The sequence below is a fragment of the Anaeromyxobacter soli genome (assembly GCF_022808855.1).
Lineage (GTDB): Bacteria > Myxococcota > Myxococcia > Myxococcales > Anaeromyxobacteraceae > Anaeromyxobacter > Anaeromyxobacter soli.
On sequence record NZ_JAKZLF010000042.1, the window covers coordinates 1 to 16,665 of the forward strand.

At 75.4% G+C, this 16,665-nt stretch carries 13 protein-coding genes and 1 pseudogene; 10 read left to right on the plus strand and 4 right to left on the minus strand.

The annotated features are described in order from the left end of the window. From MLV88_RS21030 to rsmI, 3 genes and pseudogenes are all read left to right on the plus strand, one after another. Positions 1–1,065: pseudogene (locus tag MLV88_RS21030) on the plus strand (hypothetical protein); the annotation flags it as partial. Positions 1,066–1,069: 4 nt separating this feature from the next. Further along, complete coding sequence (locus tag MLV88_RS21035) at positions 1,070–1,471, plus strand: YraN family protein (protein WP_242340088.1); 402 nt, start codon at positions 1,070–1,072, stop codon at positions 1,469–1,471. Next, a complete protein-coding gene (rsmI, locus tag MLV88_RS21040) occupies positions 1,468–2,349 on the plus strand; it encodes a 16S rRNA (cytidine(1402)-2'-O)-methyltransferase (RefSeq protein ID WP_242356098.1) in 882 nt (293 codons plus the stop codon). The genes MLV88_RS21035 and rsmI overlap by 4 nt, the downstream gene beginning before the upstream one ends. Positions 2,350–2,389: 40 nt before the next feature. Here the strand turns inward: rsmI and MLV88_RS21045 are convergent, their stop codons facing one another. Then, positions 2,390–3,493 carry a GNAT family N-acetyltransferase gene (locus tag MLV88_RS21045; RefSeq protein ID WP_242356100.1) on the minus strand — a complete coding sequence of 368 codons (1,104 nt, stop codon included), beginning with the start codon at positions 3,491–3,493 and terminating at the stop codon, positions 2,390–2,392. Positions 3,494–3,557: 64 nt separating this feature from the next. On the opposite strand from MLV88_RS21045, the gene pdxR reads away from it, so the two are divergent. Beyond that, the gene (pdxR, locus tag MLV88_RS21050) at positions 3,558–5,093 is read left to right on the plus strand and encodes a MocR-like pyridoxine biosynthesis transcription factor PdxR (RefSeq protein WP_243338623.1); all 1,536 of its coding nucleotides are present in this window, start codon (positions 3,558–3,560) and stop codon (positions 5,091–5,093) included. Here the strand turns inward: pdxR and MLV88_RS21055 are convergent. From MLV88_RS21055 to MLV88_RS21065, 3 genes are all read right to left on the minus strand, one after another. After that, positions 5,041–6,390 carry a hypothetical protein gene (locus tag MLV88_RS21055; protein WP_242356884.1) on the minus strand — a complete coding sequence of 450 codons (1,350 nt, stop codon included), beginning with the start codon at positions 6,388–6,390 and terminating at the stop codon, positions 5,041–5,043. The genes pdxR and MLV88_RS21055 overlap by 53 nt on opposite strands. A 137-nt stretch (positions 6,391–6,527) precedes the next feature. Then, on the minus strand, positions 6,528–7,940 hold the full coding sequence (locus MLV88_RS21060) for a sigma-54-dependent transcriptional regulator (protein WP_242341372.1): 1,413 nt from the start codon (positions 7,938–7,940) through the stop codon (positions 6,528–6,530). A 144-nt stretch (positions 7,941–8,084) separates the two neighbouring features. Next, positions 8,085–10,340: an ATP-binding protein gene (locus MLV88_RS21065; RefSeq protein WP_242356886.1), complete on the minus strand. Its 2,256-nt coding sequence runs from the start codon at positions 10,338–10,340 to the stop codon at positions 8,085–8,087. A 130-nt stretch (positions 10,341–10,470) separates the two neighbouring features. On the opposite strand from MLV88_RS21065, the gene MLV88_RS21070 reads away from it, so the two are divergent. From MLV88_RS21070 to MLV88_RS21095, 6 genes are all read left to right on the plus strand, one after another. Next, positions 10,471–12,750, plus strand: coding sequence for a transglycosylase SLT domain-containing protein (locus tag MLV88_RS21070; RefSeq protein WP_243338624.1), 2,280 nt, complete (start codon positions 10,471–10,473; stop codon positions 12,748–12,750). A 129-nt stretch (positions 12,751–12,879) separates the two neighbouring features. After that, positions 12,880–13,473 carry an HNH endonuclease gene (locus MLV88_RS21075; RefSeq protein WP_242338209.1) on the plus strand — a complete coding sequence of 198 codons (594 nt, stop codon included), beginning with the start codon at positions 12,880–12,882 and terminating at the stop codon, positions 13,471–13,473. A 29-nt stretch (positions 13,474–13,502) separates the two neighbouring features. Beyond that, positions 13,503–14,489, plus strand: coding sequence for a P-loop NTPase (locus tag MLV88_RS21080; RefSeq protein ID WP_242338207.1), 987 nt, complete (start codon positions 13,503–13,505; stop codon positions 14,487–14,489). Beyond that, a complete protein-coding gene (locus MLV88_RS21085; protein ID WP_242338205.1) occupies positions 14,486–15,313 on the plus strand; it encodes a helix-turn-helix domain-containing protein in 828 nt (275 codons plus the stop codon). The genes MLV88_RS21080 and MLV88_RS21085 overlap by 4 nt, the downstream gene beginning before the upstream one ends. 61 nt (positions 15,314–15,374) lie before the next feature. Continuing rightward, positions 15,375–15,641: a hypothetical protein gene (locus MLV88_RS21090; RefSeq protein WP_242338203.1), complete on the plus strand. Its 267-nt coding sequence runs from the start codon at positions 15,375–15,377 to the stop codon at positions 15,639–15,641. Positions 15,642–15,668: 27 nt separating this feature from the next. Next, positions 15,669–16,664 (plus strand): RluA family pseudouridine synthase, encoded by a 996-nt coding sequence (locus MLV88_RS21095; RefSeq protein ID WP_308197055.1) that lies wholly within the window; start codon positions 15,669–15,671, stop codon positions 16,662–16,664. The last annotated feature ends 1 nt before the right edge of the window (position 16,665 follow it).

Below are 16,665 nucleotides of genomic sequence, written 5' to 3' on the forward strand. Positions count from 1 at the left end.
GCCTCGCTCGACGAGGTGGACGCGCGGGGGGCGCCGGTGGCGCCCTGGCGCGGGATCCCGTTCTGGGCCGGGGCAGGCGCCGGCGCCGCGCTCGCGATCGGCGGCGCCGCCGCGGCGGCGGCCGGGTCGGAGCTCCGCCACGCGGCGCTCCTCGCGGTGCCAGCCTTCGGCACCGCGGCGTGGGTGGCGTGGGAGTGGGTCGGCCGCCTCGAGGCGTGGGAGCGCGTCTCTCGCCGCAGGCGCGTCGTCGACGACTGGGAGCGGAAGCTCCAGGGGGCGTTCGAGCGCGACGCGCAGGAGGTTCGCGCGGCGCTCAAGACGGCCGGCGTGCAGGGCGTGCCGGAGCTCCGCGAGCTGCTCTCGCGGGTCGAGGACGCGGACGCGGTCGTCGCGGAGTGGCGCCGCCGGGTCGCGGAGTGGCAGGCCGCGCCCGAGGCGCAGCGCCTGGCCGCGGAGCGGGCGCAGGTGGAGGGAGAGCTGCGGGCGGCGGAGGCGACCTTCTCCGAGCAGGCCGGCGGCTTCGTGCGCGATCCTGCGTCGATCGAGGGCGAGCTCCGGCGGCTCCAGGCGGAGGCGGCGGTCGCGATCCGGCAGGAGGCGCCCGCGCCGCCGCCGCGTGCGACGCCCGCTCCCGGCGGCGATGCGCTGCGCCTCCTCGTCGAGCGCGCCGCCGCGGAAGGCGGCGCGAGCCCGGCCGCGGTCGTCCGCGGCCTCGCCGCCAAGGCCTCCCAGACGCTCTCCGGTCTCTCCTTCCAGCGGCTCCAGGCGCTCGGCGCCGACGAGCGCGGGAACCTCTCCGTCCAGGTGAGCGGCCGGGTCGTGGCTGCCGCGACGCTGCCGCCCGCGGATCGCGATCTCGTGTTCCTCGCGATCAAGCTGGCGCTCCTCGAGCAGGCGCTCGCCGGCGGCAAGGGCGTCGCCATCGTCGAGGACGCGTTCGCGGGGCTCTCGGACGGCGCGCGGCGCTTCGCGGCGCGGCTCCTGAAGCAGCTCGCCCGCCCGGGACAGCTCCTCCACGCCACGGCCGATCCGGCCTTCCGGGAGGCGGCCGATCACGCCGCGTGAGGGCATGACGGGCGGCGAGGCGCAGCAGGGCGACCGGCGCGCCCGCGGGCGGGAGGCGGAGGCGATCGCCGCCGAGTTCCTCGTCCGGGAGGGCTTCGAGATCCTCGATCGCAACCACGGCACTCCGCGCGGTGAGGTGGACCTCGTCTGCCGCGAGGGCGGGATCGTGTGCTTCGTCGAGGTGCGGAGCCGCTCCTCGGACGCGCAGGGCGGACCGGAGGAGACGGTCGGTCGGGGCAAGGCGCGCCGCGTGGTGGCCGCCGCGACCGACTGGGCGCTCCGGAACGGCGGCCTCGAGCAGGAGCTGCGCTTCGACGTGGTCGCGGTCACGTTCGAGGAGGCGGGGCCGCGGGTGGAGCTCTACCGTGGGGCGTTCGACGGCGAGGGGAAGCCGGGACTGTGGTGACCGAGGCGAACGAGCGGAATGAGGGCCGGCGCGGCACGCTGTACGTGGTCGCGACGCCGATCGGGAACCTCGGCGACCTCTCGCCGCGCGCCGCCGAGGTGCTCCGCAGCGTCCGGGCGGTCGCGGCCGAGGACACGCGCAGGACCCTGAAGCTCTACGCGCACCTCGGCGCGCCCGCGCCCGCGCTCCTGTCGCTCCCGGCCTTCGACGAGCGCGGCCGCGTCGCGGCGATCGTCGAGCGGCTCGTCGCGGGCGAGTCCGTCGCGCTCTGCACGGACGCCGGCACGCCCGGCGTCTCGGATCCGGGCGCGGCGCTCGTCGCCGCCGCCTGGGCGGCGGGCGCGACGGTCGTGCCGATCCCCGGCCCGAGCGCCGCGCTCGCCGCGCTCGCCGCGTCGGGCTTCCCCGCCGACCGGTTCCTCTTCACCGGGTTCCTGCCGCGCAAGGGCGCGGGACGCGCCGAGGCCCTCGCGCTCCTCGCCGCCACGCCGGCGACGCTCGTGCTCTACGAGGCGGGGAACCGGACGCGCGAGACGCTCGGCGATCTGGCCGAGGCGCTCGGCGACCGGGAGGCGCTCGTCGCGCGCGAGCTGACGAAGCTCCACGAGGAGCTCCTGCGCGGGCGCCTCCGCGAGCTCGCCGCCCGGCTCGCCGACGAGGTCCGCGGCGAGGTGACGCTCGTCGTCTCGAGCGAGGGGGCCGCGCCACCCGCGCGCCCGGCGCCGGAGGTGCCGCTCGCGGACGAGCTCGCGCGCAGGCTCGCGGCGGGCGAGCCTCCGTCGGCGATCGCGCGCGAGGTCGCCCGCGCCCGCGGGCTGAAGCGCGCCGACGTCTACGCGGCCCTCGAGCGGCTGAAGCACGGCGCGAAGCCGGAGTAGGAAGGGGCTTCGAGCGGCGCCGGGATGGCGCGCTGCCAATCTAGAGGCCGCGATCGTCGCTCGAGGGCGCCTCGCGGCGCGCTCCTTCCAGGCCGGCGGCGCGGTCGAGCACCATGTCCGAGGAGCCGGGGAAGCGCGGGGGCGTGGCCGCCACGTCCACGAAGCCGTACCGCGCGTAGAGCCCCTGCGCGTCGCGCGTGGCGAGGCAGACGAAGCGCGTCCGCCGCACGGCGGGGTGGTCGAGGAGCAGCGTCATCACCCGCTTGCCGAGGCCCTGTCCGCGCCAGGACCGCGCGACCACCACGTCGTAGATCCAGGCGCGCCGCCCGTCCGACACCGCGCGCGCGGAGGCGACGAGCGCGCCGTCCGGCGACCGCGCGCCCACCCAGGCCGTCGCCCCGAGGTGCGCGGGCCCGATGAGCTCCCGCGCGACCCCCTCCCACCAGTACTCGCCGCCGAGGAGCGTCTCCACGGCCGGGAGGTCCTCGGGTCCGAGGGCGGCGTGCAGCCGGACCCCCTCCGCGGCGAGGAAGGGAGGCGTGGGCGCGGCGGGGTTCGCCTCGCGGATCGCCTCGATCGCCAGGGGGTCGCCGGGCGCGCCACGCTCCCACAGGCCGAGGAGGATGCGCTCGATCTCCTCGGGCGTCCGGTTCTGCAGGAGCTTCCACTTTCCGTCGATCCGCTCGAAGGGCACGAAGAAGACCCGCACGCCCTCGAGCTCGCCGCGGTAGAGCGGATCGCCGGCGTCGATGGGCCGGTACCGCCCCTCGGGCTGCCAGCGGCGCATGAGGGCCTCGAGGGCCCGGGCCTTCGTGGCGGGATCCTCCACCGCCGTGAGCGTCCCGTGCACCTGCACGCTCCGGAAGAGGGTGGTGGCGGGGCAGGCGCGCACCGGGTCCACCATCCAGCTCGGGACGTGCGCCACCACCTCCTCGGCGGACACCACCGCCGGTCGGCCGAGGCAGGTCGCCTTCTCGCCGGCGTGGGCGCCGTGGAAGAAGACGCCGTCCTCGAGCACCGCTGCGTCGAGCGCGCGCAGCACGGGCGCGCCCGCGGGGGTGGTGGTGGCGAGGTGCACGACCGGCGCGCGGGCGAGGAGCGCCAGCGCGCGGGCCGGGTCGGCGCGGAAGATCTCTCGTCTCATGCCGGGAGCGTGGCCCGGCGCTGGTCCTGCGAAAAGGTCCAGTCCTGATAAACTCGATGGACCAGTGCGCACCTGGACCCTCGCCCTCGCCCTCGATCGCGACGACCCCGCGCCGCTCGCGGTGCAGATCGCCCGCGGCCTCGCCGCGCGCATGCGCTCGGGCGCGCTCGAGCCCGGGGCGGCGCTCCCCTCGAGCCGCGAGCTCGCCCGCGCGCTGGCGGTGCACCGCAACACGGTCCTCGCCGCGTACGGCGAGCTCGCCGCCGAGGGCTGGATCGAGGCCGCCCGGGCGCGAGGCACGTTCGTGTCGCGCGAGCTGCCCGCCCGTCCGCCGCGGCGCTTCGCGCCCCCGCCCGCGGGGCGCGCCGAGCGAGCCGGGTTCGACCTGCCGGCCGCGCCGGTGCCCGCCGTCGCGCCGCCGCCGCCCGGGGCGCTGCAGCTCCTCGGCGGCGTGCCCGACCCGCGCCTCGTGCCGGTGGCGGCCCTGGCCCGCGCCTACCGCCGCGCGCTGAGCAGGCGCGAGCACCTCGGCTACGGCGACGCGCGGGGGCACCCCCGGCTACGCGCGGCGCTCGCGCGGATGCTGGGCGAGGCGCGAGGGCTGGCGGTACGACCCGAGGGCGTGCTCGTCACCCGGGGCGCACAGATGGCGCTCGCCGTGGCCGCCCGCGGGCTGCTCCGCCCCGGCGACGCCGTCGCGGTGGAGGACCTCGGCTACCGCCCGGCCTGGGAGGCGCTGCGGCTCGCCGGCCTGAGGCTCGTGCCCCTGAAGCTCGACGCCCGGGGCCTCGACGTGGAGGCGCTCGCGGCGCGAGCGGGGCCGGAGCGGATCCGCGCGGTGTACCTCACCCCGCACCACCAGTACCCGACGCTCGTCACCCTCTCGCCGGCGCGGCGGCTCTCGCTGCTCGACCTCGCGCGCAGGGCGCGGCTGGTCGTGCTCGAGGACGACTACGACAACGAGTTCCACTACGAGGGCCGCCCGGTGCAGCCGCTCGCGAGCGCCGACGCGGCGGGCGTGGTCGTGTACGTCGGCTCGCTCTCCAAGGTGCTCGCGCCGGCCCTCCGCATCGGCTTCCTGGCGGGGCCGGAGGACGCCATCGCCCGCCTCACCGCGCACCGGCACTACCTCGACCGCCAGGGCGATCTCGCGGTGGAGGCGGCCGTGGCCGAGCTGCTCGAGGAGGGGGAGGCGCAGCGCCACGTGTGGCGCACGCGGAGGATCTACGCCGCGCGGCGCGAGGCGCTCGCGGACGCGCTGCGCGCCGAGCTCGCGGGCGCGCTCACCTTCGAGCAGCCACCCGGCGGGATGGCCTACTGGTGCCGCGTCGCGCCCGGCCTCGACGCCGAGGCGTGGGCCGACCGCGCCCTCGCGGCGGGGGTGGCGGTGCAGGCGGGCCGGCTCTTCGCCTTCGACGGCGGCTCCCCCCCGAACCTGCGGCTCGGCTTCGGCCGGCTCGACGAGCGCGAGCTCCGCGAGGCGGTCCGGCGCCTCGCGGGGGCGCTGGGGAGAGCGAGCGTGGCGGGCGGCGCGGCCGCCCGTCCCCTCAGAACTGCAGCACGCCCGCGACGGACAGGCCGAACACGCTCGTCTCGCTGAAGCGGAACCGCCGGCCCGGCGCGTCGTAGCGCCAGTCGTAGTTCGGGTTCAGGTCCGGGTTCGCGGTGACGCCCGTGATGTCCTTGCCCGCGTCGGCGACGCCGCCGCGGCCGAGCGACTCGCCGGAGAGGAAGTGCGCGGTCTGGGTCGCGAGCGAGGCGCTCGCGTGGAGCGACACGAAGCGCGACGCGCGGAGGTACAGGCCGAACAGGCCGCCCATCGTGAGGTAGGGCTCCGTCGCGTGGAGCTTGCCGCTCATGTCGGTGAGCGGGTTGTAGAAGCGCTGCGACGAGGTGTAGTCCGCGAACGCCCGGACGTCGACGGACACCTTCTGGTCCTCCGAGGGGTTCTCGTACGGCACGAGCTCGGCGCCGAAGGTGAGGCCCCCGATCCACGGGAGGCGGGCGCGCGCGTCGTCTCCCCAGCTCGAGCAGTTGGCGGCGCCCGCGAGCGTCGCCTCGGCGGGCGCGCGGCGCGCGAGCTCCGCGGCGTGCTCGCAGTTGGAGTACGTGCCGCTCGAGCGCTGCATCCCGGTCACGTGCGCCTTGAAGTACGGGTCGATGGGGCCGAGGCGGCGGGAGAGCACCGTGTAGAGGTCGTACTTCCAGACCTTCTCGCCGAACGCGCCGGGGTTGCCCGACGAGACGTGCGGCGACGCCCAGCTCGCGCTGCGGCCGGCGGCCGGATCGTAGGCGCTGGCGGTGGGGAAGGTGAGGTCGGCGCCCACGAGCCAGAACGGCTTCGTGTCGTCGCGGGCGTCGCTGAAGATGCCCCACGCGACGCCGGCCTTCACGTCGCCGGCGCGGCCGCCGTGATAGACGGTCGTGTTCGACCCGACCGGGAAGAGCGGGCACGTCGCGCCGCCCGGATCGCACGGCTGGTTCATCGCGTCGATGGTGTTGTTCGTGATGGTGGAGACCGCCTCCACGGGCAGCCCGTTCACCAGGGCGAAGCGCCAGGAGTGGTCGTCCGCGAGCACGTAGGGCAGCTCGACGTGGACCTCGAGATCGCGGTGGAGGCCGACCGCGAAGCGCGGCACGAGCGCGTTCGTGATGCGCGTGTAGCGCAGCTCGTCGACGTCGACGTTCGCGCCGAACGGCGGGTTCGCCGCCGGGTCTCCCTGCTCGCGGGTGAGCTTCCCGCGCAGCTGGGTGCGATCCCAGCGCAGCGACACGTGGAAGTCGAACAGGTTGCCGGTCTCGCTCGTGGCGACGCGGGTGATCTCGGCGGCCCCGGCGGGGGCGGCGAGCGCGACGAGGGTGCAGATCGTGAGGGCGCGCAGGCGAAGCCGCCGCATGTCTCCTCCGTGGACTGGAGCGAACGCCGCGGAAAGCGCAGCAAAACCGCGCCGACGCTAGCAGTGGCCCCCGGAGCGGTCAAGTTGACGAGCCCCCGCCTGGTGTGTGCTTCGGCGCACGATGCAGGAACGGGCCGCTACTCGTCGGTCTCCGGCGGCTCGCGCAGCCCCAGCTCCTTCATCTTCACCTGCAGCGACTTGCGGCTGATCTGCAGGCGCTTCGCGGCGCGCGTGACGTTGCCGCCCGTCTCCTCGAGCGCGCGCGTGATGAGCTCGCGCTCGAGCTCCGCCTGCGCGTGGCGCACGATCTCCTTCATCGACGCGCCGCTCGGCGCGGCGATGGCGCCGAGCGGGCCCATCGCCGCGATGGGCACCGGCGGCTGGGCGCCGCGGTCGCGGAGGGAGTCGGGGAGGGCGCTCGCCTCGATGAGCGGCCCGTCGGCGAACAGGACCGAGCGCTCCATGAGGTTCTCGAGCTCGCGGATGTTCCCGGGCCAGCCGTAGCCGAGGAGGAGCTGCAGCGCCTCCTCCTCGATGCCCTCGACCTTCTTGCCGAGCCGCTGGTCGTACTTCTCGATGAAGTGCCGCACGAGCAGCGGGATGTCCTCCTTGCGCTCGCGCAAGGGGGGCAGGGCGATGGGGACGACCGCGAGCCGGTAGTAGAGGTCCTCGCGGAACCGGCCGTCGGCGATCATCTGCCGGAGGTCGCGGTTCGTCGCGGCGATGAGCCGGACGTCCACGCGGAGGGTCTTGATGCCACCGACCCGCTCGAACTCCTGCTCCTGGATGGCGCGCAGGAGCTTCACCTGCATCTCGACCGGGATCTCGCCGATCTCGTCGAGGAACAGGGTGCCGCCGTCGGCGAGCTCGAAGCGGCCGGGCTTCGACGCGACCGCGCCGGTGAACGCCCCGCGCTCGTAGCCGAACAGCTCGCTCTCGACGAGGTCCTTCGGGATCGCGGCGCAGTTCACCTTGATGAGCGGCTTGTCCCGGCGGGAGGAGCCGCGGTGGAGCGCCTTCGCGATGAGCTCCTTGCCGGTGCCGCTCTCGCCCGTGACGAGCACGGTCGAGGGCGAGTCCGCCACCCGCGCGACCATGTCGTAGATGGCGCGCATCGCCGCGGACTGGCCGACGAGCGGCGGGCGGTCGCCCTCACCGAAGCTCGAGTGGACGTTCTGGCGCTCGAGGTCGTGCGCGCGCGCGGCCTTGGCGATGACCTTCTTCAGCTCGTCCTGCTCGAACGGCTTCGTGATGTAGTCGAAGGCGCCCGCCTTGAGCGCGCACACCGCGCTGTCCACGGAGCCGTGCGCGGTGATCATGATCACCGGCACGTCGGGGAAGTCGGCCCCGACGCGACGCAGGAGATCCATCCCCCCGAGCTTCGGCATCACGAGGTCGGTGACGACCACGTGGACGGGCGTCTTGTGCAGGACGCCGAGAGCCTGCTCGCCGTCCGCGGCGGTCGTGACCTCGTAGCCCTCGCGCTTCAGCATGGCCGCGAGGACCCGGCGGATGTTCACCTCGTCGTCGACGATGAGGACGTGAGCCACGGGGGTGCGTTACCACAGTCGACCGGTCTCCGCACGCGCGGCGCGCCTCGGGCCCGGTGCAGGGCTCTCGCCCGGCATTGCGCGGCGGAGGGTCGAGGGATCCCGTGCCGCCGGCGCCCGAGGCCGGGGCGCCCCGGGCCGGGCTCACGCCTGCTGCTTCTTGCGACGCTTCCGCCGGCGGCGGAGCCGCGCCGCGGCCTTGGCGCGCCGCCGCTCGCGGGCGCGGCGCTTCTCCTCCTCGTCGACGGGCGGCTTCGGCGACTCGGGCGGCCGCTCTTCCCGGAGCCCCGGCAGCGAGATGAGGAACTCCGCGCCCTCGCCGGGCGACGAGCGGACCTGGATCGTGCCCTGGTGCGCCTTCACGAGGCGCTGGCAGATGGCGAGCCCGAGCCCGGTGCCCTTCTCCTTCGTCGTGTAGAAGGGCACGAAGATGCGCTCGCGGGCCTCGTCGGGGATGCCCGGGCCGCTGTCGCGGAACCGCACCTCGACGAGGTCGGCCTTGCGCATCCCCTCCCGCCAGAAGGCGAGCTCGTCGCGCGCGAGGCGCGTCGAGACGACGAGCTTGCCGCCGGCGGGCATCGCCTGGAACGCGTTCAGCGCGAGGTTCAGGAACACCTGCTTGAGCTGCTCGGCGTCGGCGTTCACGGGGGGGAGCCACTCCGCGAGCGCGAGCTCCACCGAGATCGTGGGCGGGACCTCCGCCTGGAGCAGCTTGAACGTCCGCGCGAGGACGTCGTTCACGTCGGTCGGCGCGAGGGCGGGCTTGAGCGGGCGCGAGTAGTCGAGGAACTGGGTGACCACGCCGTTCAGGCGGTTCACCTCCTCGATCACGATCTCGAGGAACTCGCGGTCCTCGCCGGGGAGCTTCGCGGGATCGAGGAACTGGACCGCGCCCTTGATGGCGGCGAGCGGGTTGCGGATCTCGTGGGCGAGGCCGGCCGACATCTCGCCGAGCGCGGCGAGGCGGTCGCGCTCCTTCATCTGCTGGTACAGCTTGGAGTTCTCGATGACGAGGGCGCACCGATCGGCGATCTCGATGAGGGCGGCGATCTCGTCGGACGCGAAGGCCTCGGGGACGCGCTCGTCCCAGCAGGCGAGGAACCCGACCACGCGGTCGCCCGCGAGGAGCGGCATGCAGATCCCCGCGCGCATGGAGCACATCACGGCGCGCGCGTCGCTGAGCCGCTTCAGCTCCTCGGCGACGGCCGCGGGCGCTCCCCGACCGCTGCGGCTCTCGTGCTCCGCAGGCCCGGGCGGGAGCATCGCCCGGAGCTCCGCCACCCGGCGGTCGATGTTCTCGAGCAGGATGGCCTTCTGGGTCGAGGAGGCCGCGGCGAGGAGGGCGCGCGCGGTCGCGGGCTCGAGGAACGGGACCGGGGGCGGGCCGCGGAAGTCGAGGAGCCGGTAGCCGGGGCGATCGTCCGCCACGAGCCAGAGGGAGGTGTGCGTCGCCCGGCGCGTCTCCACGAGGCCGTCGAGCACCACCTCGGCGAGGCCGGCGGGCTCGATGACCTTGCCCGTCCGCTGGCGGAGGGCCTCGAGGCGCCGCACGAGCTCGTAGCGCTCGCGGAACAGCGTCGCGACCACCCACTCCTCGACCCGCTCCCGCATCGGCTCGAACAGGGACAGGATCACGAACGACGCGACGATGGTGTTGAAGTAGAAGAGCTCGGGCCGGTCACCCACCCACGACACGAGCCCGCCGTAGATCGCGACGAGCACGAGCCCGAGCGCGGTCACCACGACGATCTTCCCGAGGAACTCGTGCAGATCGAGCAGCCGGTGGCGCTGCAGCGTCTGCGACAGGAAGAACATGAAGATGGTGAGGGTGATCGAGCCGAGCCCCTCGGGCGGATAGGGGAGGCCGAGCAGCGGGAGCATGTCGAGCGTCGACAGGAGCACCGCGACGACCGCGCCGAGGAAGAGGTACTGGAGGCGCGCGCGCTCGACCCGCGTCTGCGAGGCGTGCATCTTGCCCCAAAGCACGGAGACCACCACCGCGAGCCCGCCGACCACGTAGGTCGCGACGAGGAGCTTCGCGGCCTTGAGCTGCACGAGCGGGGTGACGGCGACCACGATCCCGGAGAGGGACCCCGCGAGCATGGCGTTCCGGGCCCGGCGCGCCGGCCGGCGCGCGACGCCCAGGAACTCCAGGAAGAAGGCGAGCGCCGCGGCGGGGATGAGGCCGCCCGACGCCACCGCGAGCCGCTCCCACCAGGGGACCCCGAACGCCTCGGACCAGCGCAGGAAGAAGCTCGCGAGGGAGAAGAGGCACAGATCCGCGGCGAAGAGCGCGAACAGGGTGAACACCCGCGAGCGGTTCTCGCGCAGGAGCGCGGCCGCCGAGAGCGCGAGCGTCACGATCGCGGCGAGCAGCGCCGCCTGGGTCCGGATGTCCACGCAGGGGCGATCCTAGACGTTTTCCGCGCCGGTTGCCCGCCCCGGAATCGCCCGCCCGCCTCGACGATCCCGAGCGGCGGGAGGCGCGGCCGGACGGCGCAGCCGGGCGGGCCCTTGACGCGACCCCTCCGTGATCCGCACTCTGCACCTGCCCCCGATGATCACCGCAGCGCTCGCCGCCGTCCTCCTCGCGTCGGTCACCCCGTCCGACGCCGTCCTCGATCTCACCCCCGCGTTCCAGGCCGGCCCGGCCGCCCAGGCGAAGGCCGCGTTCGACGCCGGCCGCCACGCCGAGGCCGCCGCGAAGCTCGCGCACGTGGCGACCCCGGAGGCGCGGCTCCTCCGCGCCATGGCGCTCGCCGAGGCGGGTCGGGCGGCTGAGGCGCTCGCGCCGCTCGAAGGGCTCGAGGCGCGCCTCCCGGACGCGGCCGACCGGATCTCCCTGCTGCGCGGCCGCGCGCTCGAGGCCACGGGGCGCGGGCGCGAGGCGCTCGTCGCGCTCGCAGCGGTGCCGGACGCGTCGCTCGTCGCGGGAGAGGCGCGGCTCGCGCGCGCGCGGCTCGCCCGGCGCTTCGGCGATCGCGCCCAGGCGCTCGAGGCGCTCGCGCCGCTCGTCTCCGTCCCCGCGCCGAGGGACCCCGGCGCCTCCGACGCCGGGGCGACCGCGCTGCTCCTCGCCGGCCGCGTCCACGCGGAGGGCGAGGGCGCGGACCCCGCCGCCGCGCGGCGGGCGTTCGCGGCGTGCTGGGCGGACCACCCGATCGCGCCGGAGGCCGGCGAGTGCCTCGCCGCGCTGCGCGCGCTGCCCGCGCCTCTGGGCGGCGAGCCGGGCGTCGAGGAGCAGGTGCGGCGCGCCGAGGCGCTCCTCGAGGCGGGCCTCGCCGACGCGGCGGTGGACCTCCTGCGCAAGGCGGTGCCGGATCTCGCCGCCGCAGCGCCGGGCGAGGAGCTCGCCTGCCGCGCCCGCGCCGCGCTCGGGCGCGCGCACCGCAAGGCGCGCAGCTACGCGGACGCGATGGAGGCGCTCCGCCCGGTCGTCGAGGGCTGCGACGACCCCGCGGTGCGCGTCAAGGCGCTGTTCCTGCTCGCCGGCGCGACCTCGAACACGGGGGACAAGGACGGCGCGATCGCGCTCTACCGGCGGCTCGCGCGCGACTACCCCCGCAACGCGCTCGCGGACGACGCCCTCTTCTCCGCCGCGGATCTGCTCCTGCGCGCCGGGCGGGACGCAGAGGCGCGCGAAGCGCTCGCGGGCATCGTCCGGGACCACGCGGGCGGCGACTACTGGGACGAGGCGCGGTTCCGCCTGGCCTGGCTCGCGCGCCGCGCGGGTGACCTCGACGGCGCCATCGCGCAGCTCCTCGCCATCGAGGAGGGCGAGCGCGACCTCGATCCCTACGAGCACGCGCGGGCGGCGTACTGGCGGGCGCGGATCCTCGCCGGGCGCGGCGACGGCGGCGCCCGGGCGGCGGAGGCGATCTGGACGGACCTCGCCACCCGCTTCCCGGCCGACTACTACGGCCTGCTCGCCCGGGCGCGGCTGGCGGGCGGCGCCGGGGGCGAGGAGGGCGCTGCCCGGGCGCTGCCGGCCGCGGCGCACGCCTCGACGGCCGCCGCGCTCGCCCCGCCCAGGTGGCGGCCCGGTCCGCTCGCCGCCGATCCGCACTTCCGCGCCGGCGTCCTCCTCCTGCGCATGGGGCTCACGCGCGACGCCGCCGCCGAGCTCACGGCCGTCGATCCCGAGCGCCTCACGGATCCCGACGCGCCGGACGCGGCGCTCATCGTGGCGGATCTCCTCGACCGCGCCGGCGACCACCGCAACGCCCACCAGCTCCTCCGCACCCGGGCGCGCGTCGCGCTCCGCCGGGCGCCCGCCGCCGAGAACCTCCGCGTCTGGCACATCGCCTACCCGCCGGCGTTCCGCGGCGACGTGCAGCGCTGGGCGCCGCCGGCCGGCGTCCCGGTCGATCTCCTCCAGGCGCTCATGCGGGAGGAGAGCGCGCTCGACCCCCACGCCGTCTCCCCGGTGGGCGCGATCGGGCTCACGCAGCTCATGCTCCCCACGGCGCGCGAGGTCGCGCGCCAGCTCAAGATCCGGCGGCCGTCCCGGGCCGACCTCATGAACGGCGCGCTGAACATCCGCATCGGCGCCCGCTACCTCGGCCAGCTGCTGCGCCGCTTCGACGGCCGCGTCGCGCTGGCGGTGGCCGCGTACAACGCGGGCGGCGCCGCGGTGAGCCGCTGGCTGGAGGCGCGCGGGGATCTCGAGCTCGACGAGTTCGTCGAGGAGATCCCGTTCGAGGAGACGCGCGGCTACGTGAAGCGCGTGCTGCGCTCGTACGCGGCCTACCGGCTGCTCTACGGCGGCGGCGGCCCCGCCGGCGGCCTGTTCCGTCTCGCCGGGCGCTGACGGGCACCCGGAGCGCCTTGCCGGACGGGTCCGGCTACGCCGAGCCGGGGCGGCAGCCCCGTCAGGCTGGCGGACAGGCGAGCGCCGGCGGACGTGCGGAGGTGGAGGCCGGGCGCTACTTTAAGCAGGATGCTCGACACCGGCGTGCTCGTCCTCAACCGGGTCTATCAGCCGGTCCACGTGACCTCGGTGCGGCGCGCCTTCACGCTCCTCTACCAGGGCGTGGCGAAGGCGATCGACGAGGAGTTCCAGCTCTTCGACTTCCCGAGCTGGAGCGCGCTCGCGGCGGCGCAGCACGACTCCATCGGGACGGTGAGCCGGCGCATCCGCGTGCCGCGGGTGATCGTGCTCCTCGCCTACGACCACCTGCCGAAGACCCGCGTCCGCTTCTCGCGCTTCAACATCTACGCGCGGGACGACAACACGTGCCAGTACTGCGGGCGGCGGTACCGCCGCGCGGAGCTGAACCTCGACCACGTCGTCCCCCGCTCCCGGGGCGGCTCGACGACGTGGGAGAACGTCGTCTGCTCGTGCGTCGCGTGCAACCTGCGCAAGGGCGGCCGCACGCCGGAGGAGGCCCGCATGCGCCTGCTCCACGCACCTACACGGCCGCGCTGGACCCCGGTCTTCCGCTCCGCCGCGCGGCGGGCGCTCTACCGTGAGTGGCGTCCGTTCCTCTCGCTCGCCGACGCAGCCTACTGGAACGCCGAGCTTTTGGAGTAGCGGGGCGCTTCGGCTAGGATGTGCCCGCGATGGGCGACGCCCCGACGCTCAAGCTGGTGAAGACCGTCCCGGAGCCGCGCCGCCACCCAGCGCCGGCCCCCGTTCGCGCGCGCCGTATCATCTCGGTGGGCGGCGGGAAGGGCGGCATCGGCAAGAGCCTCATCTCCGCGAACCTCGGCATCGCGCTCGCGCGGCGCGGCAAGAAGGTCGTGCTCGTGGACGCCGATCTCGGCGGCGCGAACCTGCACACCACGCTCGGCCTCGACGTGCCGAAGCGCACGCTCTCCGACTTCATCGACCGCAAGGTGGAGCGGATCGAGGACGTCATCACGCCGAGCGGCATCGAGAACCTCGGCCTCGTGTCCGGGGCGCTCGACGATCTCGACGTGGCGAACCCGCGCCACGCCCAGAAGATGCGGCTCCTGCGGCACGTGCAGCAGCTCGACGTGGACTACGCGATCCTCGACCTCGGCGCGGGGACGCACACGAACGTGCTCGACTTCTTCCTCGTGTCGGACCACGGCGTGCTGGTGCTCGTCCCCGAGCCTACCGCGGTGGAGAACGCGTACCGCTTCGTGAAGGCGGCGTTCTGGCGGCGGATGCGGACCGTCGCGCAGGTGTTCGGGTACGACGGGCTCCTGCGCTCGGTGATGGGCACGGGCACGTTCAAGAGCCCGGTGGAGCTCGTCGCCACGCTGGCGCAGCGCGATCCCGAGGCGGGGAGGAACCTGGCGCGGCAGCTCGCGGCGTTCCGCCCGCGGCTCGTGGTGAACCAGGCGCGCACCGCGCAGGACGCCGACGTCGGCAAGGCCGTGGTCGCGGCCTGGCGCAAGTACTTCGGGCTCGAGATGGACTACCTCGGGTTCATCCACTACGACGACGAGATGTGGCGCGCCGTCCGCGCGCGCCGGCCGCTCCTCGTCGAGCGGCCGGACGTACCGGCGGCACGGGCGTTCGCGGGGATCGCCGAGGGCCTCATCGCGCTCGACGTGGCGCGCCCCGGGGGCACGAAGTGAAGCCGCTCGCGCAGCAGACGCTCTACGAGATCCTGGAGGTCCCGGCCGACTCCACGCCGGGCGAGATCGAGGCCGCGTACGCCCGCGCGCGCGAGCTGTACGCGCCGGGATCGATCGTCACCTACTCGCTCATGGCGCCCGAGGACGCGGAGCTCCTCTCGGCGCGCCTCGACGAGGCGCGGGCGACGCTCCTCGATCCCGCGGCGCGCGCCCGCTACGACGTCCGCATCGGCGCGCCCACGGACCCGATCCCGAGCCCGTGGCCGCCCGCGATCCCCCCCGTCATCCCCGCGCTCACGCTCGCGCCGGCCGCGCGCGACCGGGATGACGATGAGGACGAGGCCGACGCCGCACCGCCCGCCGCCGTCCCCGCCGAGCCTTCGCGGCCGGCCGCCTGGGCCACCGCGGAGGCGCCGCGTCCGGCGCCCATCCGGCTCGACCGCGAGGTGGCGCCCACGCGCACACCTCCGCCCGTGCGCGCCCCGCTGCCCGCCCTCACGCCCGCTCCCGGCGCGCCGCCTCCGCCCGCGCGCGAGGCCGGGATCCCGGATGCCACCGCCTGGACGGGAGAGGTGCTCCGCCAGATCCGGGAGGCGCGCGGGATCTCCCTCCAGCTCATCTCCGAGCGGACCAAGGTCACGCGGCACCACATCGAGAACATCGAGGCGGACCGCTACTCGCTCTTGCCCGCGGCCGTCTACCTGCGCGGCATCCTGCTCGGCATCGCGCGTGAGCTCAGGCTCGACGGGCAGAAGGTCGCGCGGTCGTACCTGGAGCGGATGGCCGCAGCGGCCGGGACGAGCGGGCCGGCGCCGCGGCGGTAGCGTCCCCGCGCGCGGGTCCGTTCGTTGACCGACACCTGCGCGTCACGTACGATCTGCGCCCATGCCGCTCATCGACTCCGCCGAGGCCGCGATGCGCCTGGCCCGGGCCATCTGCTCGGACGTGTCGCTCTACAACGAGGAGAAGATCGTCCGCGGGATCGAGCAGGATCGCTTCTTCGACGTGCTCGAGGACGAGCTGGAGGAGGGGCGTGAGCTCTACCGCTCCCGCGTCTCGCCCGACCTGTACGCGCGCACGAACTTCTACGACCGCGCGATCGTGGACGTGATCCTGCGCTCGAAGGGCCACGTGAAGTCGCGGATCTGGTAGCCCGGGAGCCCGCGCATCGATCGCCGGATCGTCCTCGTCCCCGCCGAGCTCGCCGGCACGCGCCTCGACGTCGCCCTCGCGCGACTGCTGCCGGAGCTCTCCCGCGCTCGCGTGCAGCGCCTCGTCGAGGACGGCCGCGTCCGGATGGGCGAGCGGGCCGCCAAGGCGGCGGCGCGGCTCCGCGGCGGCGAGACCCTCGAGGTGGAGGTGCCGCCCCCGGAGCCCTCGCACCTCGTCGCCCAGGACCTGCCGCTCGCCGTGCTGTACGAGGACCGGGATCTCCTCGTGATCGACAAGGCCGCCGGCATGGTGGTCCACCCGGCCCGCGGCACGCCGCACTCCACGGTCGTGAACGCGCTGCTGCACCGCCTCGCCCGCGAGCCTCGGCCCGCGGCCGGCGAGGCGGGCTCCGCGAGCGGGCTCGACGAGGCGCGGCTCGGCCTCGTCCACCGGCTCGACAAGGACACCTCGGGCTGCCTCGTCGTCGCGAAGACCGCGGCCGCCCTCGCCGCGCTGCAGGCGCAGTTCAAGGGGAGGACCGTCGAGAAGCGCTACCTCGCGCTGTGCCACGGGGCGCTCGCCCCGGAGGGACGGCTCGACACGCCCTACGGACGGCACCCGCGCGATCGCACCCGCTACACGGGCCGGGGGGCTGGCGCGCGGCGCGCGGTCACCGAGTGGCGCGTCCGCGAGGCGTTCGCGTCGGGCGCGACGCTCGCCGAGGTGACGCTCCACACCGGCCGGACGCATCAGATCCGCGTGCACCTCGCCGAGGCGGGGCACCCGCTGCTCGCGGACGCAGCCTACGGAGGGACGCGGCGCGAGGCGCGGCTCCCGCCGGAGCACCCGGTGCGCCTCGCCGCGGAGGCGATCGGGCGCCAGGCGCTCCACGCCGAGCACCTCGCGTTCGAGCATCCGCGCACCGGGCGGCGCCTCGCGATCGAGGCGCCCCTCCCGCAGGACCTCGCGCGCGCGCTCGCGGTGCTCCGCGCCGCCCCCGCTGCGCCGCCCCGGCGGCGCTGAG

Coding starts and splice junctions, on each gene's coding strand:
- MLV88_RS21090 (WP_242338203.1), top strand. CDS start 15,375: ATGCCGCTCATCGACTCCGCCGAGGCCGCGATGCGCCTGGCCCGGGCC.
- MLV88_RS21055 (WP_242356884.1), bottom strand. CDS start 6,390: ATGCGGCGGCTTCGCCTGCGCGCCCTCACGATCTGCACCCTCGTCGCG.
- MLV88_RS21080 (WP_242338207.1), top strand. CDS start 13,503: ATGGGCGACGCCCCGACGCTCAAGCTGGTGAAGACCGTCCCGGAGCCG.
- MLV88_RS21075 (WP_242338209.1), top strand. CDS start 12,880: ATGCTCGACACCGGCGTGCTCGTCCTCAACCGGGTCTATCAGCCGGTC.
- MLV88_RS21045 (WP_242356100.1), bottom strand. CDS start 3,493: ATGAGACGAGAGATCTTCCGCGCCGACCCGGCCCGCGCGCTGGCGCTC.
- MLV88_RS21035 (WP_242340088.1), top strand. CDS start 1,070: ATGACGGGCGGCGAGGCGCAGCAGGGCGACCGGCGCGCCCGCGGGCGG.